The organism is Paraburkholderia sp. EB58 (genome assembly GCF_050436665.1).
In the GTDB taxonomy this organism is placed as follows: domain Bacteria; phylum Pseudomonadota; class Gammaproteobacteria; order Burkholderiales; family Burkholderiaceae; genus Paraburkholderia.
The window spans coordinates 181,169-202,219 of record NZ_JBNDMQ010000015.1 but is presented as its reverse complement, the minus strand read 5'-3'; the positions used below and the strand labels follow the sequence as shown (position 1 = coordinate 202,219).

The 21,051-nt window shown below is 57.7% G+C and carries 21 protein-coding genes and 3 pseudogenes; 10 read left to right on the top strand and 14 right to left on the bottom strand.

Annotation, left to right across the window (positions count from 1 at the left end; translation table 11 throughout):
- Nucleotides 1-593: 593 nt before the first annotated feature.
- The 5 genes from P3T40_RS22715 to P3T40_RS22695 form a co-directional block, all read right to left on the bottom strand.
- Nucleotides 594-821 (bottom strand): hypothetical protein, encoded by a 228-nt coding sequence (locus P3T40_RS22715; RefSeq protein WP_429269965.1) that lies wholly within the window; start codon nt 819-821, stop codon nt 594-596.
- An 18-nt stretch (nt 822-839) separates the two neighbouring features.
- Nucleotides 840-1,040 (bottom strand): H-NS histone family protein, encoded by a 201-nt coding sequence (locus P3T40_RS22710; protein WP_429269964.1) that lies wholly within the window; start codon nt 1,038-1,040, stop codon nt 840-842.
- A 177-nt stretch (nt 1,041-1,217) separates the two neighbouring features.
- A complete protein-coding gene (locus tag P3T40_RS22705; RefSeq protein WP_429269963.1) occupies nt 1,218-1,361 on the bottom strand; it encodes a hypothetical protein in 144 nt (47 codons plus the stop codon).
- The gene (locus tag P3T40_RS22700) at nt 1,361-2,071 is read right to left on the bottom strand and encodes an IS6 family transposase (protein ID WP_429269962.1); all 711 of its coding nucleotides are present in this window, start codon (nt 2,069-2,071) and stop codon (nt 1,361-1,363) included. Before P3T40_RS22700 ends, P3T40_RS22705 begins: the two co-directional genes overlap by 1 nt.
- On the bottom strand, nt 2,071-2,196 hold the full coding sequence (locus tag P3T40_RS22695; RefSeq protein WP_429269961.1) for a type II toxin-antitoxin system CcdA family antitoxin: 126 nt from the start codon (nt 2,194-2,196) through the stop codon (nt 2,071-2,073). The genes P3T40_RS22700 and P3T40_RS22695 overlap by 1 nt, the downstream gene beginning before the upstream one ends.
- Before the next feature lie 359 nt (nt 2,197-2,555).
- Here P3T40_RS22695 and P3T40_RS22690 point away from each other — a divergent pair.
- A pseudogene (locus tag P3T40_RS22690) lies at nt 2,556-2,902 on the top strand (helix-turn-helix domain-containing protein); the annotation flags it as partial.
- Between the two features lie 130 nt (nt 2,903-3,032).
- On the opposite strand, the gene P3T40_RS22685 reads toward P3T40_RS22690, so the two are convergent.
- Nucleotides 3,033-3,299: a Txe/YoeB family addiction module toxin gene (locus P3T40_RS22685; RefSeq protein ID WP_046577950.1), complete on the bottom strand. Its 267-nt coding sequence runs from the start codon at nt 3,297-3,299 to the stop codon at nt 3,033-3,035.
- On the bottom strand, nt 3,296-3,556 hold the full coding sequence (locus tag P3T40_RS22680) for a type II toxin-antitoxin system Phd/YefM family antitoxin (RefSeq protein ID WP_429269960.1): 261 nt from the start codon (nt 3,554-3,556) through the stop codon (nt 3,296-3,298). The genes P3T40_RS22685 and P3T40_RS22680 overlap by 4 nt, the downstream gene beginning before the upstream one ends.
- A 400-nt stretch (nt 3,557-3,956) precedes the next feature.
- On the opposite strand from P3T40_RS22680, the pseudogene P3T40_RS22675 reads away from it, so the two are divergent.
- Nucleotides 3,957-4,127 (top strand): annotated as a pseudogene (locus tag P3T40_RS22675) (transposase); the annotation flags it as partial.
- Nucleotides 4,120-5,031, top strand: a pseudogene (locus P3T40_RS22670) (IS3 family transposase); the annotation flags it as partial. The pseudogenes P3T40_RS22675 and P3T40_RS22670, both read left to right, overlap by 8 nt.
- Nucleotides 5,032-5,235: 204 nt before the next feature.
- Here P3T40_RS22670 and P3T40_RS22665 read toward each other — a convergent pair.
- Nucleotides 5,236-5,673, bottom strand: coding sequence for a hypothetical protein (locus P3T40_RS22665; RefSeq protein WP_429269959.1), 438 nt, complete (start codon nt 5,671-5,673; stop codon nt 5,236-5,238).
- Nucleotides 5,674-5,858: 185 nt separating this feature from the next.
- Between P3T40_RS22665 and P3T40_RS22660 the strand changes: the two genes are divergently transcribed.
- The 7 genes from P3T40_RS22660 to P3T40_RS22630 all read left to right on the top strand — a co-directional run bounded on the left by P3T40_RS22660 (nt 5,859) and on the right by P3T40_RS22630 (nt 10,712).
- A complete protein-coding gene (locus P3T40_RS22660) occupies nt 5,859-6,062 on the top strand; it encodes a hypothetical protein (RefSeq protein ID WP_429269958.1) in 204 nt (67 codons plus the stop codon).
- Nucleotides 6,063-6,167: 105 nt separating this feature from the next.
- Nucleotides 6,168-6,569 carry a hypothetical protein gene (locus P3T40_RS22655; protein ID WP_429269957.1) on the top strand — a complete coding sequence of 134 codons (402 nt, stop codon included), beginning with the start codon at nt 6,168-6,170 and terminating at the stop codon, nt 6,567-6,569.
- Between the two features lies 1 nt (nt 6,570).
- Nucleotides 6,571-7,023: a hypothetical protein gene (locus P3T40_RS22650; protein ID WP_429269956.1), complete on the top strand. Its 453-nt coding sequence runs from the start codon at nt 6,571-6,573 to the stop codon at nt 7,021-7,023.
- Nucleotides 7,020-7,196: a hypothetical protein gene (locus P3T40_RS22645; RefSeq protein WP_429269955.1), complete on the top strand. Its 177-nt coding sequence runs from the start codon at nt 7,020-7,022 to the stop codon at nt 7,194-7,196. Before P3T40_RS22650 ends, P3T40_RS22645 begins: the two co-directional genes overlap by 4 nt.
- A 212-nt stretch (nt 7,197-7,408) precedes the next feature.
- Nucleotides 7,409-8,458 carry a PDDEXK nuclease domain-containing protein gene (locus P3T40_RS22640; protein WP_429269972.1) on the top strand — a complete coding sequence of 350 codons (1,050 nt, stop codon included), beginning with the start codon at nt 7,409-7,411 and terminating at the stop codon, nt 8,456-8,458.
- Nucleotides 8,459-9,012: 554 nt separating this feature from the next.
- Nucleotides 9,013-9,561: a DUF4365 domain-containing protein gene (locus tag P3T40_RS22635; protein WP_429269954.1), complete on the top strand. Its 549-nt coding sequence runs from the start codon at nt 9,013-9,015 to the stop codon at nt 9,559-9,561.
- Nucleotides 9,558-10,712, top strand: a complete 1,155-nt coding sequence (locus P3T40_RS22630; RefSeq protein WP_429269953.1) for a hypothetical protein — start codon at nt 9,558-9,560, stop codon at nt 10,710-10,712. The genes P3T40_RS22635 and P3T40_RS22630 overlap by 4 nt, the downstream gene beginning before the upstream one ends.
- Before the next feature lie 292 nt (nt 10,713-11,004).
- Here P3T40_RS22630 and P3T40_RS22625 read toward each other — a convergent pair whose 3' ends face one another.
- The 6 genes from P3T40_RS22625 to P3T40_RS22600 all read right to left on the bottom strand — a co-directional run bounded on the left by P3T40_RS22625 (nt 11,005) and on the right by P3T40_RS22600 (nt 21,029).
- Nucleotides 11,005-12,864: a hypothetical protein gene (locus P3T40_RS22625; RefSeq protein WP_429269952.1), complete on the bottom strand. Its 1,860-nt coding sequence runs from the start codon at nt 12,862-12,864 to the stop codon at nt 11,005-11,007.
- A 5-nt stretch (nt 12,865-12,869) separates the two neighbouring features.
- Nucleotides 12,870-13,376 carry an ABC-three component system middle component 2 gene (locus P3T40_RS22620; protein ID WP_429269951.1) on the bottom strand — a complete coding sequence of 169 codons (507 nt, stop codon included), beginning with the start codon at nt 13,374-13,376 and terminating at the stop codon, nt 12,870-12,872.
- Nucleotides 13,364-14,239 carry an ABC-three component system protein gene (locus P3T40_RS22615; protein WP_429269950.1) on the bottom strand — a complete coding sequence of 292 codons (876 nt, stop codon included), beginning with the start codon at nt 14,237-14,239 and terminating at the stop codon, nt 13,364-13,366. The genes P3T40_RS22620 and P3T40_RS22615 overlap by 13 nt, the downstream gene beginning before the upstream one ends.
- Before the next feature lie 339 nt (nt 14,240-14,578).
- Nucleotides 14,579-15,391 carry a phospholipase D-like domain-containing protein gene (locus tag P3T40_RS22610; protein ID WP_429269949.1) on the bottom strand — a complete coding sequence of 271 codons (813 nt, stop codon included), beginning with the start codon at nt 15,389-15,391 and terminating at the stop codon, nt 14,579-14,581.
- A 6-nt stretch (nt 15,392-15,397) separates the two neighbouring features.
- Nucleotides 15,398-17,473, bottom strand: a complete 2,076-nt coding sequence (locus P3T40_RS22605) for a hypothetical protein (protein WP_429269948.1) — start codon at nt 17,471-17,473, stop codon at nt 15,398-15,400.
- A gap of 4 nt (nt 17,474-17,477) precedes the next feature.
- Complete coding sequence (locus P3T40_RS22600; RefSeq protein WP_429269947.1) at nt 17,478-21,029, bottom strand: helicase C-terminal domain-containing protein; 3,552 nt, start codon at nt 21,027-21,029, stop codon at nt 17,478-17,480.
- Between the last annotated feature and the right edge of the window lie 22 nt (nt 21,030-21,051).

Sequence of the window (21,051 nt, the reverse complement as noted above, 5' to 3'; positions counted from 1 at the left end):
CTGGCGGGGGCCCCCGGCGGGCCGCGGGGGCGGCCGGGGTCCGGGCCACCCCCCCCCCCCGCGCCCCCCACGCCAGTTCTCATCCTGATTGACGCGCTGTTCTCATCTTGATTGACGCGCGATACCCGCCGCCTGATCGGCGACACCGAGGGGCCGGCCCTCATCACGGATACAGCATGTACAGCGACGTACTGTCGCTTTCCTTCTTGGCACACCGACAAGTACCTTGACACGCGCCGCCAGACCCTTCCTCTTGCTCATCGCCGCCCACCAGATTGATTGGATCGCTACTTTAACCGGTCCAATGAGCCTATTTGCACCAGAACCATTTTACCGCCCCCGGACCATGTCTATAAGAATCAGATAACACGACAAGTAGTCTGACGCCGGGAACCCAGCGGCGCGTCATGAGCGCGGTTGAGCTATGCCAGACCGCTGCGCTCGGCGGACATGTCGAACAGTGCGATGCCTGAACGCTGCAGAAAGCCTTGCGTCCATGTTGAATGACATGAGGCGTTTTTCCGGAGTTCTATCTTGCTTCTGGGTCATCGATCTTCTTTTCCTTAAAATGGCGTGCCCGCGTTCCCGTAGCGTCAAAGTATGTCGGTGAGCTTCGCGGCCAACTTTCTTTCAATGATGATCGCGGCAAACACAGTTTCCAATACGAGGCAAAAAACGATTCCAACAACGTCTGCGCCCATGCTGAGAGAGAGGACTTGCTGGAATCGGCCTGTCAGATGAAAAAAGAAGAAAAAAATAAGCAGCCCAATGAAAGCCATCAGGATCGCTAGAATTGCCGTGGGCGGTCTCTTGAGGTTCATAGAAATTCAGCTAACCGTCTACGTCTGCGGCGATACGGTCCGCTTCTTCGACCCGCGCCTTCCCTTATGCTGCGTAAAGGCCTGTTCCGGCGTCAGCGAATACTCACCGACGATCGCACGAACTTTTTCGATCGCTGCGGCGACTTCCTGTTCTCGCGCCACGTCGATTTGTGTTTGCAATGCCTCAAGCTGCTTCAAAAGTTCACGATAGCTTGCCACTCAATTCTCCATTCTGTTCACTTGCTTGTATCTCGCGCTGACGGCGCGACCTTTACTGTTAGTCACGGCGCCGCTCCGGATGTTAGTGCCGCTCCAACGAAGCATAAAAGTAGTCGCGACGATTGCTCCAACATCCACCCCCGGCAGAAACCACATGCCGCCCTGAGCCCTTCCTGGTTAGCGATTCGAGTCCCAAGCCTGAGTCCACTTCACCAGTTGAGCGTTTGCCACGCGGTAGGCGTCCGTCTCAAATCTCCCGGCCAGGACCAGTGCCTGTAGCTCCTGGCGCTTGCTCTCGATTGCTGCGCCAAGGGCTTCCATCACGCGCTCTTTCGGCGTCCGAACATGCCTGAGAGGATGATGCGAGCACACCGGAAATCGTTGAATCCCATCATGGCTCTGGTGCGGCGTTTGATCGCCCGATGATCTTGCTCGACAATATTGTTCAGATACTTGACCTGCCGGACCTTTATGGGCGTTTCCCGCTCAGCGTTGATGGCCTGCAGGGCGGCCAGATTAGCCCCGCTTTTGTCCGTGGTCACGGTCTCAGGCGCGCCGTTCCGATCGATAGCCTTCTCGAAGTAGCGGCGCGCGGCAGCCTTGTCGCGATTCGCACACAACAGGAAATCGACCGTATTGCCGGCCTTGTCCACTCCGCGATACATGTACTTCCACTGGCCGCGCACCTTGACGTAGGTGTCATCCACCCTCCAGTTCTTACCGACCGGACGTTTGTGCCGGCGAAAAGCTTTCTCGAATAACCGTACGAGCTTGATGACCCAGCGATGCACGCTCGAGTCGTCAACCTCAAAGCCGCGTTCGGCCATCATCTCTTCGAGATTGCGACTGATCTCGAAGACTGGCAGCAAATCGGAGGGTTTGCCCGAAAAAGCCAGATGGTGGACTGGCCGGAGAGGAATCACAATGCGCGTCGGCAAGATTCCGACGTGCGTGATCTGTACGTCGAGCAGGAATGGCGCGAGTCGCCGTGTCTCGTCATCCGGATTGGCGTAGAGGTCAAACCGCGCCATCAGAACATTCTGTACTTTGCGAGCGGCAAGCCGTCGCGCTCAACCATCGCGCTATATGCTGCCACTAATTCGGCGTTGTCATCTGCCCAGCGACGAGCCTCCGCCTCCTGGATTTCTTCACGCACGCCGCGCTCACTCGCCCGCGAAAGGTTTATTCCCAACTCTTTCGCTCGATCGAGAACTTCGGGGAAGGGTGACGTTGGTGGATTTGCGTGGCCGAACTTCCAATGCTTTTCCCATGTGCATCTCCATGTTGCGTTTTATGTGGATTATGGCCCACATGTCCGAAGGCGTGCAAGTTGGCTCGGGGAGAGAACCGCATCGAATGGGCGGGGAGATTTCTATTATTTGACATAACATAATCAATCACATTTTTTGTATGTAGAGGCTAAGTTGTAATGTCGTGTTTTAGCTCATTACAAATGTCGTGATTGATCCTCCGGGCGCAAGCTGGCCCGATGCCGTAGCGGCGTCCGGAGAATCCATGAACCGACTGAGCCTTATCACGATCAGCATGCACGAACTCGACCGCGTCAAGATCATTGAAGCCGTGCTGGGCCGGCGCATGAAGCCAGGTCAGGCAGCGAGGCGCCTGCAGCTCACCACACGGCAGATCGAGCGTCTGGTGAAGCGTTACCAGGCCGCGGGGCCGGTGGGACTCGTGTCGCGCCGGCGTGGTCGCCCGAGCAACCACGAATTGCCGGCCGATCTGCATGCGCGGGTCTTGCGCTGATCCATGAGCGCTATGCCAACTTCGGACCGACGCTGGCCTGCGAGAAGCTGTACGAATGCCACGGCATCCGGCTTGCAAAGGAGACGATCAACGAACTCGGCGTAGTCATCAATCGACGGAACCTGCCCATCAAGCAGTGCGTTGAATTTTTGCTCGTCCATTTCATCGTCCGCGCCGGCTACCGGCCGACGTTCGGTGCGCTCTCGCGCCTACTTGTTTTCCTGTCTATCAGTAGTGGTAGCGGCACGAAACGATATTAATTTGCGTACTCGCGACTTCGTAGACCAAGCGATTCGTTTCATCAATGCGGCGCGACCAAAAACCGGTCAGGTTTTCCTTCAGCGACTCGGGTTTACCGATGCCTTCGAATGGGGAGCGCTGCATATCCTTGATGAGTTGATTGATGCGCTTCAACGTCTTTTTGTCCTGCCCCTGCCAGTAGACGTAATCGTCCCATGCCTCGGCAGTCCACATGATGTTCAAAGCGCCGCTCATTCGCTGTCATCAACCAACTTGCCGAGCTTTACCTTGCCCGCCCGTGCCTGCGCGATAGAGCGCTCCAGATGAGCTACGTTTGCCGGGGAGCGCAGCAGATGGACCGTCTCCATCAAGCTATCGTAATGTTCCTGGGACATGACTACAGCATTGGGGGCGTCGCGGCGGGTAATGAGCGTCACGTCCACATCATCAACAACCTGGTCGATGACACGCTTCAAATTGGCGCGAGCGTCGGTGAATGGGATGGTACGCATATGTCCTCCTTCATGGCTAACCTGTACCGATACAGGTACAACTCTATCACACCCGGATGAACATGTACACATAATCGTACATGTTGGTCTGTCACTCGTCTCCGCTCGCCAGGCGAGGACGAAGCGGGTACTTTGCTGCACCACAGCAATTTTAACCTCACCCGGATGGCGCTAGGATTTGACAAGGCTTAGCGTCTAGCCGGACAGCAGCTGAACGGTAGCCGCGGCGAAGCAAATTTGCTGCAATCGCACATTACCTGCATCCCCTCAAATTACCCCCGCGACAATCGCTCCTAGCCGAACCGGATCGGCGTCAATCAATCGTATGCGATCGACTAACGACGTCTACCCAATGACGCTCTGAGAGGCCAGCATGTCCACCAATCGGAGGTGGACACCTATGGCAGAGCATGACTCAGAGTTGCAGGTTATTTCGCGTAGCCGCGATGGGCGGCGGCGCTATGACGAGAAGGGCAAACGCGCGCTGGTCGAGGCGGCACTGCGTCCAGGCATGTCAGTGGCACGCCTGGCGCAAGAGCACGGAGTCAACGCCAACCTGCTGCGCCGATGGCCGCACGACGACCGAGCGACCACCGCCGCCCAATCGACTGAGTGAGGCCGAACGGCAGCAGATTCTGCAGGTCGCCAATAGTGTGGAGTTTGCCAGCCTGCCGCCCAGTCAGATCGTGCCGAGCCTGGCGGATCGCGGCGTGTATCTCGCGTCGGAGTCGAGCTTTTACCGTGTGCTGCGCAGCGCTTCGCAGCAGCATCACCGCGGTCGGGCGCGCAAGCCATCGGCCCGGGTGGTGACCAGCCATTGTGCGACTGGTTCGAACCAAGTCTGGTCGTGGGACATTACCTGGATGCCAGCAGCGGTCAAGGGCCAGTATTACTACTGGTACATGATGCTGGACGTGTTCAGCCGCAAGATAGTCGGTCACGAAGTGCATGAGGCGGAATCGGCGGAACTGGCCGCGCTGCTGATGCGGCGTGCCAGTCTGGCCGAGGGCCTGGCAGGGCGCCCCCTGGTGCTGCACTCGGATAACGGCAGCCCGATGAAGGGCGCGACGATGCTCGCCACTCTGGAAAACCTGGGGGTCGTGGCCTCGTTTAGCCGGCCGCGTGTGAGTAACGACAACCCGTACGCCGAGTCGCTGTTCCGCACCTGCAAGTACCGGCCCGACTACCCGCGCAGGCCGTTCGGCAGCGTGGAGGAGGCTCGTGCCTGGACGCAGCAGTTCGTGCGCTGGTACAACCATGAGCACAAACACGGCGGCCTGAAATTCGTCACGCCGGCGCAGCGCCACAACGGCGTAGCCGCCGCAGTGCTCGCTCAACGTGAAGCCGTTTATGCAGAGGCCAGGCAGCGCAATCCACGGCGTTGGTCTCGATCGACGCGCAATTGGGAATTGAAGGATGAAGTCTGGCTCAATCCGGAGCGCATGCAGCCGGAAGAACTAAAGCAGTTTGCTTGAAGTGACGCGACAACTACGTTGACAACCGCCGGGTACACGACCAGACGTTGTGGGTGAGTAGCTCATTGAACTCCGTGTCGCTGAAGCCAATGGCGAACTCGCTTTGCCTCTCCCCGCTATCGTTTCAATAAGGCTGACATCCCATCACGGCTATCGGCCGGGCGCGAAAAAAACTTTAGTGCGCCCGGGCCCCGCATCAGTCGCTTACTGATCATACTGGACGAAGACCACCGTCACGTCTTCCTTCACGATGAGCGAGTCGTCGCCCTGGGCAATCAGGATTTTCTTCAACCCGCAGCGCGTCGACGAATCCACCACCGTGAACACCGGCATGTTCGAACCACCCAGACCCGTCAACTGGACGTCGATCACGTCCTCCCCGTAGATCCCTCGTAACTGCGCGGAGAGGGCGGACTGAGAAAGCGTGACGGCGTCCATCGCGCTGTTCAGCGTCGAGACCTTGGTGGCCTCCATTTCGTTGCGCAGGTCCGTGTTCCGATAGACCGTCGACGGCACGTAGAGCGTCACCACGAACGACTGGCCAGCCGGGAAGTTGACTTTCAGGCCGTTTTGGTTGATCACCTGGATGAACCCGAGCGTCGACTGCGGATAGAAATACAGCTTGGTCTGCTCAAGCAACACGTTCGTGATCGGCGTGAGTTACCGAGCTCACCCAAGGTCCGTCCGGTTTCTGAGAAGATGCGCAGCTTCTCCGGTACTGCGTCTCGAACAGCTCAACGTGACAACGTCCTTCGAACAGTTCGACAACGCGGTGCGCGGCGCTGCGCCGGCTTTGGCGAAGGCGGCCTGACATAGAACAGCTGACATTGCCGGCCATTCGCGCAGCGTCGCCGTGCCCGTGGCGCTCGCAGGTCAACTTCAACGGGCAGGGCGGCTACCGGATGGTCGACGGGAACAACGTCGAGGTGCCGCTGCTGTCAATCATCGCGTTCTCCGGGATCATGACGGCAACGATCGTGGTACAGGAGGCGCAGGCTGCGCAGTATAAGCAGCAGCCTGCCACCGCCTGATAACTCTCAACCCAGGGGAAACCCGGCCAGGTTTTTTCATGGTGGATCCACTCGACAGGGGGTAAACGGGGCCAGTATCATGTGCGCATCTTTGGAGAAGGGCACATGACCTACAGGACTTTCATGCTGACCGACCTCAACGCCTTGCTCGCGCCGCTTTCGAATACCCGCAAGCAAGCGGTATTGTTCACGCTCGACACGCACGGCACGCTTGATGACACCGTGATGCTGGGCTGGAAGGAAGGGCTGGGCATGCAGACGACGCAGTTTGCCCGCGACCTGATTCGCGCGCAGCCGCGCCACCTGCGCCTAGACTACGTGTTTTGGGAATATCTCGAAAACGGGAGCGCTGCGCCATTGTTCGGTCTGCAAGATAGCGTTAGCGAGGTGACGATGGGTCGCAGCTTCGCTGAGCTTCAGGCGTTCTACGACCCCATGGTTTGGATCGACTCGAAGGTCGAAGCAGAGTGCTTCGTGCGCGACCTCAATCTGGCACTGGGAGTCTGATATGGACTGGACGTGGGTTGTAGCGAACGTCGCTATGCCGGTGGTAGTGCCCGCGGCTTCGATGGCGCTCTTGAAAGCGGTCCCGCTCGACCCTAAATTTGCGAAGAAGGCGACGCTTCGCAGCCAGTATCAGGACGGGCAGCTGGGCTGGGTGGCAGTCGGATGGGCCATCGGGATCATCTACGAGGTGCTAAACTATGACGGCGCGCTCAACGGCTACCTGAAAATCATGCTGTTGATCGCCATCGTGTTCGGTGTTGCCGGAATGGTCATTTCGGCCAGCGGTGCGATCGAATCAGACCCGGGCGTAGAGCCTCCTGTGTGGACGCTACTTGTGTCACTCGCTGTCGCAATCATCTGTGGATTTGCGTTTAGCGCCGCGCACACCGAGGTTTCACGCCTGGATGACCTACACAGCATGCACGCGCAACCCCACGGAGGCTCGGAACAATGAAAGCGAACATGGAGTTCAAGGCTTACAAGGACGCGCCCCGGGAAATGGTGCCGCAAGAAGTGCGCGAGCATGCAGAAATTGCGGCCAAAAGGCGGCTAAGCCTCCTTTCGGCGGCGTTGGGCATGATCGGGGTGTTGCTATTCGTGTTCGCCGAGATATTCGTCAAGCACTGACGGCCCAGCCGGAGAGCCCTCAAAACAGAAGCCCGCTGAGAGCGGGCCTTTTGTTGCGCGGTAAATTTGACATAATGTTAATTATCAACAATTTTAACAGGGTACGATGCTATAATCGACGCGACTTCAAACAGTTCCAGCTTGTCGATTGCCGGCTCCCCCAGGATAATTTCTGTTCCGAGCGCGATCATCGGCGCCCAACGACCAAACGCATGACCAAAGATCCGGATACTCCCGTGTGGGCTGAGGACTATCGTCACTGGCTCGCCGAACTCAAGCAGCGCGTCGAGCGCGCGCGGCAGCGCGCGGCGGCCAGCGTCAATCGCGAACTGGTCGCACTGTACTGGCAGATCGGCCGCGACATTATTGACAGGCAGCAGAAACAAGGCTGGGGCGCGGGCGTTGTCGACCGGCTGGCGCGCGATCTCAAGGCGGCATTTCCCGACATGCGCGGCTTCTCGCCGCGCAACCTCAAGTACATGCGTGCGCTCGCGCAAGCCTTTCCGCAGCCGGAATTTGTGCAACAACCCGTTGCACAATTACCGTGGTCGCACGTAGTGACGCTGCTCGACAAGCTGGACAACCCCGCGCAGCGGCTTTGGTATGCGGAAAAATCGCTTGAGCACGGCTGGTCACGCAGTGTGCTGACCATGCAGATCGAGACGGCCGCCCATGCTCGTACCGGCAAGGCCGTGACGAATTTCGCCGACCGGCTGCCGCCAGCGCAATCGGATCTCGCACGCGACGTACTCAAGGATCCTTATATCTTCGACTTCCTTGGCCTGACTGAGAGCGCACAGGAGCGTGACATCGAGCGTGCGCTCACCCAGCACATCACGCGTTTCCTGCTCGAACTGGGTGCAGGGTTCGCTTTCGTAGGGTGCCAGTACCGGCTGGAGGTAGGTGGTGACGAGTTTTTTCTCGATTTGCTTTTCTACCATCTCAAGCTGCGTTGCTATGTCGTTGTCGAACTGAAAACGACGCCGTTCAAGCCCGAGTACGCGGGCCAGTTGAACTTCTACCTTTCTGCTGTCGATGCGCAGGTCAAGACGCAGGAGGACCAGCCGACCATCGGTCTGCTGCTGTGCAAGGAAAAGAACCGGCTCGTGGCGGAATACGCGCTGCGCGGCATAGCCAAGCCGATGGGTGTGTCCGAGTATCAGCTCATGCGCGAGGTACCGGAGTCATTTGAGACGGACTTGCCCACCATTGACCAGATTGAGGCGGAATTACGCCCCGATCTTCCGGACCCTACTACGTAGTATTAGTTGATCAGCGCCCCACCCTTTGAACACCCTTACGGACGTTGCGCCTTGACCAATCGGGCATCCTTGATTTAAGGGGCAGATGCAAATTATGTTATGTCAAATGCAAAAATGAGGCCGGTCGGATGGTCCTCCTGCCGTCGGTTTGCATAAAACTGTTCCCTTCCTTTGCAGGAATTTGTTCTCGGCGTGCCGGCCAACGGCCAGTTCTGCCCACGGTCCGGCCATGATCGCGACTTCGTTGGCCGCTGAAACATTTTTATGCAACTGCGATTTGCATGAAATTGTTCCCGGCTGGCCCATGGAGCCTGACTGCCGGCTGGTGCACGCGAACAACTTTACGCGAACCACCGGCGCTGACTTTGACGTGCACCGCAGAAACGGTTGTGGATGAGATACCTGTGATCGGCGATAATTGCACCCTAATTGATCGAAAATCTGCGGTAGAGTTGCATGACTTGCTTGTAATCGCGACTACTACTGCCTCCATTCCGGAAGTACAGGTTCGCCGCGCGCGACATAGACTTGGGCGTTAAAAGCTGCGTTGACAGATGAAACCATTGACCGACGAAAATATAGAGGCCGAACTCAGCTACGCGTTCTTGCATGCCGTCGCTTCGAGGGCCGGTGTTGCGTGCGATGTTGCCGGTCGACACGAGGACAATGCGGGCGTTGATGCAAAACTGGTCGGTTGGGGGCCGTTTCCTGCTGGCGGGTATCGTGAAGAAGTCGACATCAAGGTTCAGTTGAAAGCAACGATAAAGAAACCTGCCGAAGTCAATGGCACGTTTGCCTATAGCCTTTCGGGTATCGCGCGATACAACGCGTTGCGGTCGGAAGCGTTATCGACACCCAGGATTCTCGTGGTTCTCTTTCTTCCAGAGAATGCATCGGAGTGGATCGCCCATACTGACGACGCTCTCTCCCTACGGAAATGCGCTTATTGGGTCAGCCTACGAGGGGCAAAAGAGTCCGAAAACAAGACTGCCCATACCGTCTATCTGCCAAAGGACCAACGTTTCGACGTCAATGGACTACGGGGCCTTATGGGCCGTATCTCAAGGGGCGATGTGCCGGCATACCATGAGGTAGAGGAATGACCGTAGAAAAACCATTTGCGCCCACTGATCTCCGAGACTTCTTCAAGTCACAGGGATGGTCGCTTCTCGAGGAAGCGATTAAGGACCGGCTTTATGTGTTTCGTCACGCTTCATATCCAAGGCGCCAGCTAATTTTCCCAATCGATTTAACGGCACCGGATTACAGCGAGTCAGCTAACTCTGCAGTTGAGAAATTCGCTGATCTGACCGGTCAGGCGAAGCGCTCGGTGGTCGCCAGATTACAGTGGCTGAAGGATGACGTTCTTCGACTCCGAATTCATTTCGACGGCAATGACGATGTCCTTCCTTTGGCCTTCGCCTCTAGTCTCGTCTATAACACTGAGAAGCTGCTTCGGTCGGCTGCATGTACTGTCTTGCGACCGAGGACTCACCATCCACGACTGACTCTCACAGAGGCAGCTCAGTTTGTGGACTCAGCTCGCTTTGCGCAGACAGAACAAGGTAGTTATGTCCTCCGTATAGCTTGTCCAATTAACTCAATGGAAGTCCAAGGTACGCTTGAACTCGGTGAAGCTGACGCCCCGTTTGTCCGCCAAGTGACATGGTCGTTGCGTGAGGCACTGACTCGGCTTTCGGGAGCCATTGAGGGTGATACCTTAGATGCGTTGGTTGCTGAACAAAAGTCTTCTAGCTCCCCTTTGCTTTCATCCAATTTGTGCGAAGCGCTTGTAGGTATGCATGATGACCAGGTAGACAATTCGCTGGACGTCGGGTTTGACTGGTCGGTACTTAGACACACGCCGCTTGACCTTGGCCCCACAGTGCTTCGCTTCCAACGCGACTACTTTTCACGGATCGAAGAAGTAAGGCGCGAGCTAAGGTCTGTCGAATTAGACGAAGAGGAGACGTTCATAGGGACCGTCGAGCGCCTTGAAGGAGAGATGGGTATTGACGGCCGGCGCTCCGGTGTAGTTGTCCTCTCTCTGCTTTTGGCCGATGAAGGTGAGACCGTTAGAGCTAGGACAGTTCTCGCGCCAGATGAATATGCACTCGCGGATCAAGCGCATATGACGAACGGAGCCTACGTCCGGGTCGCAGGCAGACTTCGGCCTGGGCGTCAGCCAAGGCAGTTGACTAACATGACATCGTTCGAACTCCTGGATACTTCCCGCACGCCCATTTCTGCCTAGTTAAAATCTGATATCGCGATGTATGTGGTGACGCGAAGAGCCTAATTTAATTCTCAAGGTGAATAACCTTCTGTAACAGAGATCGCGGCCCCGACAGTTTGCATAGCCTTGGAAAGAGCCGAAAGATCAAGGGCTTGCATGGGTCGTGCAAAATCCGAACCTGTATCAACTTGAGATTGCGTTTGACACCGAGAGAGTCAAAGCCTTACTGCAGGCGGTTCAGCACCCTCAAGCCGCCATTTTCGCACGGAAAGTACGCATAGCTTTGCACGAAAAGGACGATTACGCCAAATCACACGGGAAATAGCCCATAGCGCCCCTCGTCACGCCTACCTGTGAATACCTGAACCTTAGCTAGCTTGAGAGCTTCAGCCGGTGGATCAGCGTTCTCGAGTACGATGAACTGAGCGGACCCCTCGAGCTCAGCAAGATGGCTATAAAACTTCAGAGCGAGCGGCGACTTCTTCAAACGGGCTTCGTCATCCGCCAGTTCACCATGTTTGCTTGTCAACGGCTCGCGGTATGTCAGCAACGGGGTGTCAAGCACGAGGAACCCCGGATGAGGCAACGTATTTTCTTTGCAATATAGCAACAACGCGACATTGAACGCGGCGTGGAGAATCGCACGAACCCCCTTTCCGTTGTCATCTCTGCGTTTGCCGCCAATGCTGACGTCGTTGGTTTTCAGGTCATATTGCACCTTGTCAAAATCAGGAAATCCCCAGCGCTCAAGGACGCTCGCTACTGCTTTCCCGAGCTCGAACGCCATTGTGTCGTCGATGCCGCTTGATAGCTGTTCGCCAATGGCTGGACGTTCAGAAGCAAGCTCCGAACGACGGCCAGAAAGCGCGGCTCGTCTGTCACTCAACTCCACGAACCTGCGCAGATATGAGTGCTGCTCTATCAGTTCCAAGTATTTCGACCGCGACGTGCCTTCGATCGGTCGAGCATCCCTAATCTCAAGCTCCATATTTTCGATCAGCAGGTCCATCTCGCTGAGCTTCGACTGCAAATTGGACTCGTCCTGCGCAAGCGATGTCAACGTGCGCTTCAGATCGGTTTGCTCAATCACAATCTTGCATAACTCAGCTTTTGCCGAACGCCGAACTAGCTCGATCTCGTCATCCGCATGATGATGGCGTTGCTCCGCCGTGGATGCGCCGCACACCGGACATTCTCGGCCAGTCATCGCCATCAATGCAAGACCGCCCTCCTCCAACGCCTCGAGTCGTCGGAGATCGGATGTATATGTCTCGTTTAGTTGGAGGAAACGCTGCATCGTGATACCGAGTTCGGCAGCCTTTGTTGCCGCCTGTCGTCGCTCATCCGTCAGCGAACGCCGTTGAAACATGAGGTCGTCAAGGTGCTCCTGTGTGACACGCAATTCGTCTTGCAAGCGCTCCATTGAGTTGGTCGTGACTTTAAGTTGGGCCTCAAGGTCATCTCGAACGCGCGGATCTTCCCCGACTTCTCGGTCGATCTGCAAAATCAACTCGTCAACAAGCTCAATCTTCGCAGCAGTGGCAACTTCGTACGTCTCTTTGCGAACTGTAGTTACGACGTCTCTGTCGTCCGATCCGCTCAGCATCAGTCTAAGCAGGTTCTTTTCAAACGTGCGGGAAGCAAACTGTTTCGAATGATATATGGGGCTGGATTCCGCCATGATGTCACCTTCGGACACAATGGCGTACGGAAGTACATGTCGGATAGCTAGGTCTTCTTTTTCTCCGCTCGCATTTTTTGCAACGACCTTTCCACTCAACCCGATAGAGTCAAGTATGAAGTTCGATGTCGTGTCGCTGCGCTGCGCATCGGCGAGTCCGCGCAAGACTACGGAGCTTCCATTGTTTCGGCTTACCAGTCCGTCATAAAGTCGAAACGCGCCTCCCTTTACTGAGCGGTAAAGAGTCACGTCTTTGCCATCGGGCATAGTTAGTCCAAGCCACACACCCGTGTAAGGCTCGAGCTCATTGGGCTGCGGCAACTTGGTGGTCACTGCGAGCATAAATTGCAACGCCTTCGCCACGAAGCTTTTACCCGTATTAGAAGCCCCATAGATAATATTCAGTCCGCGAGAAAATGTGAGTTTTACGTCATCAATCCTCGACCCAGTAAAGGCAAGGTGCCTCAGAACTATTCTTTTATAAGCCATATTATTTAGTCAGCCATACCGCCAAAATCTAAACCGAATTCCGCCGTCCATCGACCGATGCGGCCTTGCACAAAAACGCCTAGCTCGGCGCGCGAAAGTTTCGCGAATCGCTCTGCCATCCAGGCGGCACATTGTTTGAGATCTTTGGTATACGATGCGCGAAGCAAGTCCAGAAACGGCGAGGCCTCGTCGCTGGCCGAAAAGACAATACCTTCGTCACTGTCTTCGACTGTCACCAAATGTGCCTTTTGCATCAGCCGCAAGCTGTGCTCAACCAAACTGCGCCGGACAAGAAGCTCACCAACGCGATTTGGTAGACCCGGATGAAGGCTCGGCGGGGCATCGTCGGAAATGTCGCCGGTGTGCACTACGAGGTGATCTAACCATGTCACTTCCGAAAGGTCGCATCGTCGCGGGTAGAAAGCCTCTAACAAAACGAGTGCTCGGATGCCGGTCTCCAGCGCACTATTGAACGGGGAAACTGAGGCGCCACGTTGGCTTACGCCGTCCATGGCATGCTCCCGTCGTTTGCGAGATGGTGGCAAGTTCCCTGCTTCACTGGGACTCGGGCGTACTTCGCAAGAACTCCCGATACTTGGATCGTTGCGGCTTGACCCATGACCTTATTCAATCGGTCAAATTCGTTCTTATGTTGATCGTCGTGGTATGCATCAACCACTCCGGAGTGGATATCCTCCCTAAAATTCACCAGAAACTCGGGTGGGGTTGAATCCCTGTAAAACCGTTCGAATTCGGCGGCTTCGAAGAAACGTGTGCGCTGCAAGCGCAGGTTAGCTGCCCATTTCGTATCCTGCAAAACCTCTCGTGCATCTGCGAAAGTGGTCCCTGCCTGCGTGCTGTAAATCTGAACGAGCTGACTTATGTAGCGAGCTTCACGAGCATCGAATTCATCTGGGGTTTTGCCCCTTGGCGCCTCGCCAGGGTCAGCACCGAACCATTTAACGAGCACGGGTAACATACTTGGGTCGTTTTCGAGGACGATTGAATCGAGCCCGTACACTCGAGTAAAGTTGAACTGACCGATTGTCGAGCGTATCGCTGGGGCTAGCGGCACAGTCGCGTTTTCGACGAGCTTTTTTGCGAGATCTGAGTCCCATCGATCAATGCAGGCTTGGCGCAACCTTGAAGGGTGAGCGAGCAGCGATTTTGCATCCCGGCCGATGCCAGTGGGTGCCACAAAATAAAAAGCACGAGGGAGGCGGAACGCTCCATTCGACGAATGCATGAATATCTTCGCGAGCTCCAACAGCAATGGAAGCTCAGTTAACGTCTTCCCTAACTGCTTGCACTGAAAGTTATCCCATTCACCTTCATGTCGAGCAGGCGTGACGTACCCCACGACATCGCGTCCCATGTCCCCTGGACCGGACCAACGTTCGTGCGAGTGGTATTCCCTTTGTCGATACGTCAGCCACTCATCTACCAACGCCTCCAAGCGGTCAGCAGGCAGATTTCTTATCTGAATTGCATAGTTGGGTCGCAAGGATAATCCCCGTGAAAACATATTCTCTCGATCTCAACACTCGTCCGACGTTCGTATCACAACAGATTCTTTTTCTCAAGGCCAGATTTGAGACATGAGAGCGCGCCCTCTTTCGCGAACACGCCACAGTTGATATCAGATCCATTGAAAAGCAAGCACAAATTCGAGGAATCGCATAAGCGAGCGCGTGCGACGCATGTCCGCCAAGAATCAAGCTTCGTTCGGGCCGTACCACCAAGGCTCACACGCGGCCTCGATCGCGCCCGCCCAGCGCGCAAATGCATTGGCTGCCTCGCCCTCGACCAGAACCCCCGCCTCAAGGCCGTGGTCTAGCCCCGAGCTCGTGAAGTTCGCGCTCCCCACATAGGCTATCGCTGCATCAGCGATGACTAGCTTGGCGTGCAGGAAAGGCGTAATGCCATCCACGGTTGCCGGAGCAAACACCCGGACCACCGCGCCACCTGCCCTCATTGTCTCGACGAAGAACGACAGGCCGTCCCGGTCATCTGTCTTCATCCAGGCGGCGGGCTGCGTGAACACCCGGACCTTCACACCTTTGTAGTTCTTGCGGCCAGCTGTTGAAAGCATTGACCTGACGCCGTCGATGCGCCAATAAGGGGAGAAGATGGTCAGATCGAGGTGAACGCCTTCGAGGATCTTGCCGAGGGCCACCAAGAGACTGCCGCCCCAAAGGCCTGAGCTGACTGCCTGGCTCGCGAGCAACGGATCTAGATGAGCCGGCGCGCTGCACAACGCCTTGACGCCTGACCCAGTAGCTTTGCCCTTCAAGGCGCCGTACGCATAGGAGTAGGCCTCCCAAGGCACACCCACGGTCAGCTCGTTCCATGCCTCCCTGGGAAAACACGGCAACCGCGGCAGCGACGATGTGGCCGGCAGCCGGGCCACTTCGGCACTCACCAGGAGCGTCAGTTCATGCGCCATGATCCTGGCGTCAGGTTCGGACATGCCGCGCAAGTGCTGTGCCAATCCAGTGACCAGGATGGTTCGTACCGGCGCACTCATTCCGGATCAACGCTCATTTTGCCAATAACCGTTGGGCACCCAAAGGGTCTGTGCCTTGTCCACGTAACCACCGTGCAGGTACGAGCGCGAGACCCCCGCATTGAAAGTCTCGCAGCCTCGGGGGACCTGGATGCAACCTGGGCACGACGAGCCCACATCACTGCAAATCGGGTCGAAGGCGCAATTGAAGGCGTGCAAAGACGAGTCCTCGAACCAGCGCCGCAGGTAATGCAGGAAGAGCGTCAGCAGCCCGCCTGCGGTGTAGTTCTGCACCGAGGTCACGTAGATCAGGAACGACAGGTCCATTGGCAGCAGGTACTCTGTCAAACTCTGGCTGTCGTAACCGCTGTGACGCCGGGCCGTCAGCATCAGCGCATGGCTGATCGTGTGCAGGAGATGGAAAGGCGCTGCCGCCGAGACACCGATGGTCTTCGTCAGCTCGGTGGCGGCGCCAGGTGCAGATGTCAAGGCGGGACTATGGGCCAGCAAATGTGCCTGGGCTCCCGCCGCGGAAGACAGCGCAGCGTCTGGTGGGGCCTCCCAGCCGGCATGCTTGACGCACCACTGCAAGACCTTGATCGGATCGAGCTTGATCCACAAAGCCTCAGTCTGGGCGCTGAACGCATAGAGGACTGCCTTGCCCTTGGCCGATGTCCGAATCCTATCCTCGAACGGATTGAGCTTCACCGGGATCTGATCCGGGTCTCGCTCCGGCTCGCGCTTTTCCCGGGTGAAGCCTACCGCGGTCAGCACCACCTTCAGGTCCGGAATGTGCGCTATGTCCTGGACGCCAAAGGTGCGTTGCACATGTTCCCAATCCTGCGCGCGACTGACCCGGACGACCGGATCGGTGGTGGCCGCGATTGACTGCTGTATGCCCTGCCTGCCCACGTCATGGCGCAAGAGCACCGCTTCCATGGTGCGACGTTGCTTGATCAGATCGAGCAGCACGGCGTCGTTGGCGATGTACTGACGGACATCCGAGAAGGTGCCCTCTGACGCGCCCATCTTGCTGATGAGCTTGGATAGCTTTTCCTTGGCGCTCTCCCTGGAAGACTGCAGCGGCATGCCTCCCGCGATCAGCTCGTCGAGCTGCGCTATCTCCTTCTCCAGCTTTTCGCGCTGCCACTTGATTTCCGCGATCTCGTCGGGACTGACATCCCCACCGTCGAGGATCTGCAACAGCTGAGCCTGCAGGGACTCGCTGCTAATGCAACCCAGAAGCCCGTAGCTCACACCTTCGGCCAGATCCCTGGCACGACCGGTCAACACCCCTTCGGGCAGGCGTGCAAGCTCTGACTGCACACTGGAGACCAGTTCACCTGGCTTCTTCGACAGGGCGACGAACTGGATCACCTGGGGAAAGAAAGCGTCACCGCCACTAACAGGCGTCCCCTTTTGAAGGGTTGAAAGATCCGGTGTGCGGTTCACCGAGCAGGTCGGGCACATCTCCACCGAAGCCGACGCCACGTTGTCGTTGGTCTGAAGGTCGAAGAAGACGTTCTGGCGGAACATCCCAGTGTTGTGGCGAACACCCAGCCGCTCATATCCTCGCGCCGCCGGCGGCGTGGTCATTGCTGAAAGATGGCCACAGCGATGCACCACGACGAAGGGAACCTGAACCATGCGCCCGCCGCAGCCCCTGTGCGTGCATCGGATCGCGGGCTTGCCACTGCCTTCGGAGCCCGACACGCGCGCGTAAGCAGCCGCCAGGATGTTCTCGTGCTGACGGCGCGGCTTGTCGTGGTTCTCCAATGCGCCGCACACCGAACACCGCAGCACCAGGGGGAACGGGGTCACGAAGATCTCGGACGGAGCCTGAACGCGGAATTCATTGCGCTCAGCAGCTTCCTCGATGAGCGCGTCTACCGAGCCGCCTGCGATCTTCCAGTCGGCCAGATACTTGCGCACGGCATCGACCAGTTGGGTCCGATCCAAACCTTCCAGGGCATCTTCCTTGTCCGAGACGCCCACCACCAGGGCCAAGGCCTGGTTGCGCAGCCGGGTCACCGCGCCGGGCAGAAACGCCTCATAGAAGATGCGGCTGTTCTGGACGAGTTCTTGTTCACCGTTTTCAGCCATGGCTTTATCTCCCCAACGCATCAAGCGTTCGCTTGTCCTTCAAACCTGCGGGCATGATCTCCACCTGATTCTCGATGTCCCGGAACGAGCGCATCGGCGGGAACTGATAGATGGACTCCAATGCCGTTCCCAAGTCCTTGTCGGCACTGGAAGCGTTCAGGTGCTGCAAGCGATGTAGGCCGCGATCGACTTCGTCCTCCAACTGCTTCCTGAACGCGGTCAACACGCGAATGTCAAAGTGCGGGACGACCTCCGGCGGCACATCGAGCGCGCGCACCAACATCTCGCGCAGCCGCAAACGAGCCTCCCCTGAGGTGTCGTTCAGCACCTTGTGCAGTTGGCTGGCGTATCTGTTGAGGGTCACACCCCAGCCAGGTTGAAACTTCGCCCAATTGAAGATCACCGCGGTGAAGACCCCGGGCAGTGTGCGCTGCAGGACGTTCGGCGCAAACCGGTTGATCGGCACGGAGTCCACGAGCTTGTCGAGGAAGAAGTGATAGTCGCCAAAGTTCAGGAACACACCGGACTCGAACAACTTGCCCGCGCTCAGCACGGACACCACTATCCCCGGCTGAACGCGGCCGCTGCGCGCCGACGACTGGATGTACTCGGCGGTCGATCGGGGCCAGCCATCGAGCACCATGAAATTGAGCTCCGCAATGTCCACCCCGTGAGAGACGACGCTCGTGGCCACCAGGTGGCGCATCGGATCATCGGCGCCCTTGGTTTCGACCTCGTGAATGGCGCCCAGGATGTCGTCCAAGGGGGTCTGCCCGTCGAGAAGTCGATGGGTGCGGCTCTTGCCGTCCCGGGCATTAACGTTGTCCAGGTGTTCCCGAATCGCCGTCGTCTGGCGTTTCTGATTGGCGTAGATCAGGTCGGTGTTCAGGTACTTGCCAATGTACTGCCGAACCTGGTCGGCGCGCTCTGCTGAAACTTCGCACTGGTCCAGGACCTTGGGATCCAGGGTGGCGAGCCCATCGAGCCATTCGTCAATCTGATCCTGATACCTGGAGGCTACTTCGGCGGAAGCGCGTTCCGTACCGCCACGCGTGAAGCCTAGCGGCAGCACTCCAGCAAACCAGCGTCGAACGAGAGGCTCATCCGCATCACGGCTGATGCGGGCATAGAAAGACTCACCGCGGCGCGCACCCGGGGCCGGGAAGCGATGGCCGGGCCGCATGTACAGGTTCAGGATGTGGTTCTGGAAGTCCTTGATAGTCGCAGTAGCGGCGAGGACCTTGGAGGGCTGCCCGCCGTGACCTACCTGCAGGGTCTGCAGCAGCGTCTCGTAGTGCGCATCGAAGTTGCCGAGCGACTCCCTGAGCAGGTGCAGCTCGTCTTGGATCAGAAAGCTGAAGCCGGGATCCAGCATTGGCGCCAGCTGCAATGTCCGGACCTTGCTGGTGCGCGAGTTATTGCCGCAATCTGCCGATTCATAGCCGCGCTCGCCACCGAGCAGCGTCTTGCGGATGCGCTGGTGCTTGCACTTGGAATCCGAGGTGAATCCATGCTCGGGGCAGAAGTGACGGAACGCGCCCAGATATCCGGCAAATCTCTCGTTGTGGGCAATCACGGCCAGCTTGTCGACCGTGCCCACCAGCACTGTGGGCAGGTAGCGATAGCACTCCTCGTCACTGACGTAGATGCCGATCTCGCCGGCGCTGCCCTCCCCGTGCTCGCCAGGGCTCGCATGGGTGTTGCTCCAACATGATGAGTTCGAGCAGCGGTGCTGCATCCGAACCCTCTCCAATTCGCGCGCCATGTGCACCGAGTCGGTTGTGCCGCAGTATGGGCAATCGGTGATGAAGCGGTAGCGCTCCATCTGCTCCTGATCGACCTCCGGCAACCAGACATCGGAGCCCCTAACCTCAGGACGACTGATACGACTGGGCGTGCCGCTGCCGGTGTAGTAGCCCACGGTGAACGGGTGGCCTTTGATGCCTTCGCGGCACCGAAGCATCTCGGCTTGAGCAACGACATACGACAGACGCTGGAACTGTTGCGCCGAAAGCATTCGCAAAGGGAAGCGCATCCAGGCCGTGGTACCGTACAAGCGACCACGCAAGCGTCCATAGAGCATGGCGAAAGCGATGATACCCAAGTATGCTTCCGTTTTTCCGCCGCCGGTAGAGAACCACAATACGTCCGCGAACTCCGCGACACCCAGGCGTTCGTGCGCCAAGGCGTGACGCTCGTAGACGGCCCTTACCTGCGTCAATATGAAGCCCAGCTGGAAAAGGTGCCATCCTTCAAAGGACTTCCCTTGAAGTTGAATGGCGCGCCTCATCGCCTCGTTCATCCAGGAAAAGCACCTGCGCAGATCTTCGTGCTTTCTCAGCAGATCCACGCCATCCGCGATGAGCTTGACCTCGCGGTCATAGTCCCTGCGATCGGCACGAACGGCATTCAGTTCCGCGACCTTGCCGACCTTCTCGAGTTCCGCCTCCACACCCCCCCAGACCTCGCCGTAGCTCTTGAGTGCCTCGAGAAAGCCGTCCAGGACTTCGAGCGGCTTCTCCTTTAGCAAATCAAAACTGGCCTGGAGCGGCATGCCGACTTCGGCGGCACTCGGCGCGTCGACGCGGGCTTGAGCAAAGACCGGCATCGAATTGGTTCGGAACCGATTGGCCGCAACCCGTTCGACAGCGCACGTCACACCGTAACCGGCGACACCGTCTTCGGGCTGGTACCGATAGTCCTCCGGTTGAAGCCGGTGCGGCACATCATGCTGACGGCCGATGGTCAGATCTGCATCGAACTCCACGTCCAGGAGACAGGGCCGCATCAAGCCATAGGCCCGTCCGAGATGCGGGTCCGTGTTGTTCTGAAGATAGATCTCCAGCAGGTAGCGTGGAGCTTCGGACGCAAAGTTGGGCGGCGGCGGCCTCAGCCGCGTGCGCAATACCACATCGTAGGCCAGGACCTCATTGCTGACGAACAAATGCCGGGCCACCAGGGTGGCCAGTTCCTCGTCACTGGCGCAATCGTCCCGGCCCCACGGAACCGCCAGCGTTGCATAGCCGCGGTCATTCACCTGACAAGCGCGGAAGACCCGCGGATCGTTACTGCAGGCTTCGCGCATGGATTGGAGCAAGGGTGCCAGATTGTGCTCGGACCAGACATTGAGATGGTCAATGTCGAGCGTGAACTTCACCGCGGAGAACTGGACCGAATACCGCTTGAAGCAGTTAGGAATCTTCTGCTGGGATTTTTCACCGTCGGCGGTGACCTGAATCTGTTCACGCATACTTTGCAAGGACGGGATGTATCGGTGGGTAACGTCGAAGCGTCCACTCAAACACACCTCAACCTTGCCGCCGGCATCCGGCTCCACCATCAAGACCATGCCCATGGCGCTGGGCGGCTGCTCGCGGTGGTATTCGGGGTCCGGCCGCGGCGCAAGACCCCCGATCAGCGAAATCTCTGCAGGATCCTGGTCCGTGGCCTCGCCTTCGGGGGCCAATATCACGGTCTGCTTTCCGGTCAGGCGCATCCGCATCACGGCCAACAGACGCTCCGAGATGCCCATCTTTTCCTTGTAGGTCAGCGCCATGGCATATCTCTCGTCGTTTCGT

Excerpts from the sequence above, each read along its gene's own strand:
- P3T40_RS22715 (WP_429269965.1), bottom strand. The coding sequence starts at position 821 with ATGAACCTCAAGAGACCGCCCACGGCAATTCTAGCGATCCTGATGGCT.
- P3T40_RS22705 (WP_429269963.1), bottom strand. The coding sequence starts at position 1,361 with ATGGAAGCCCTTGGCGCAGCAATCGAGAGCAAGCGCCAGGAGCTACAG.
- P3T40_RS22700 (WP_429269962.1), bottom strand. The coding sequence starts at position 2,071 with ATGGCGCGGTTTGACCTCTACGCCAATCCGGATGACGAGACACGGCGA.
- P3T40_RS22685 (WP_046577950.1), bottom strand. The coding sequence starts at position 3,299 with ATGAGCGGCGCTTTGAACATCATGTGGACTGCCGAGGCATGGGACGAT.
- P3T40_RS22680 (WP_429269960.1), bottom strand. The coding sequence starts at position 3,556 with ATGCGTACCATCCCATTCACCGACGCTCGCGCCAATTTGAAGCGTGTC.
- P3T40_RS22655 (WP_429269957.1), top strand. The coding sequence starts at position 6,168 with ATGACCTACAGGACTTTCATGCTGACCGACCTCAACGCCTTGCTCGCG.
- P3T40_RS22650 (WP_429269956.1), top strand. The coding sequence starts at position 6,571 with ATGGACTGGACGTGGGTTGTAGCGAACGTCGCTATGCCGGTGGTAGTG.
- P3T40_RS22645 (WP_429269955.1), top strand. The coding sequence starts at position 7,020 with ATGAAAGCGAACATGGAGTTCAAGGCTTACAAGGACGCGCCCCGGGAA.
- P3T40_RS22640 (WP_429269972.1), top strand. The coding sequence starts at position 7,409 with ATGACCAAAGATCCGGATACTCCCGTGTGGGCTGAGGACTATCGTCAC.
- P3T40_RS22635 (WP_429269954.1), top strand. The coding sequence starts at position 9,013 with ATGAAACCATTGACCGACGAAAATATAGAGGCCGAACTCAGCTACGCG.
- P3T40_RS22630 (WP_429269953.1), top strand. The coding sequence starts at position 9,558 with ATGACCGTAGAAAAACCATTTGCGCCCACTGATCTCCGAGACTTCTTC.
- P3T40_RS22625 (WP_429269952.1), bottom strand. The coding sequence starts at position 12,864 with ATGGCTTATAAAAGAATAGTTCTGAGGCACCTTGCCTTTACTGGGTCG.
- P3T40_RS22620 (WP_429269951.1), bottom strand. The coding sequence starts at position 13,376 with ATGGACGGCGTAAGCCAACGTGGCGCCTCAGTTTCCCCGTTCAATAGT.
- P3T40_RS22615 (WP_429269950.1), bottom strand. The coding sequence starts at position 14,239 with ATGGGACGCGATGTCGTGGGGTACGTCACGCCTGCTCGACATGAAGGT.
- P3T40_RS22610 (WP_429269949.1), bottom strand. The coding sequence starts at position 15,391 with ATGAGTGCGCCGGTACGAACCATCCTGGTCACTGGATTGGCACAGCAC.
- P3T40_RS22605 (WP_429269948.1), bottom strand. The coding sequence starts at position 17,473 with ATGGCTGAAAACGGTGAACAAGAACTCGTCCAGAACAGCCGCATCTTC.
- P3T40_RS22600 (WP_429269947.1), bottom strand. The coding sequence starts at position 21,029 with ATGGCGCTGACCTACAAGGAAAAGATGGGCATCTCGGAGCGTCTGTTG.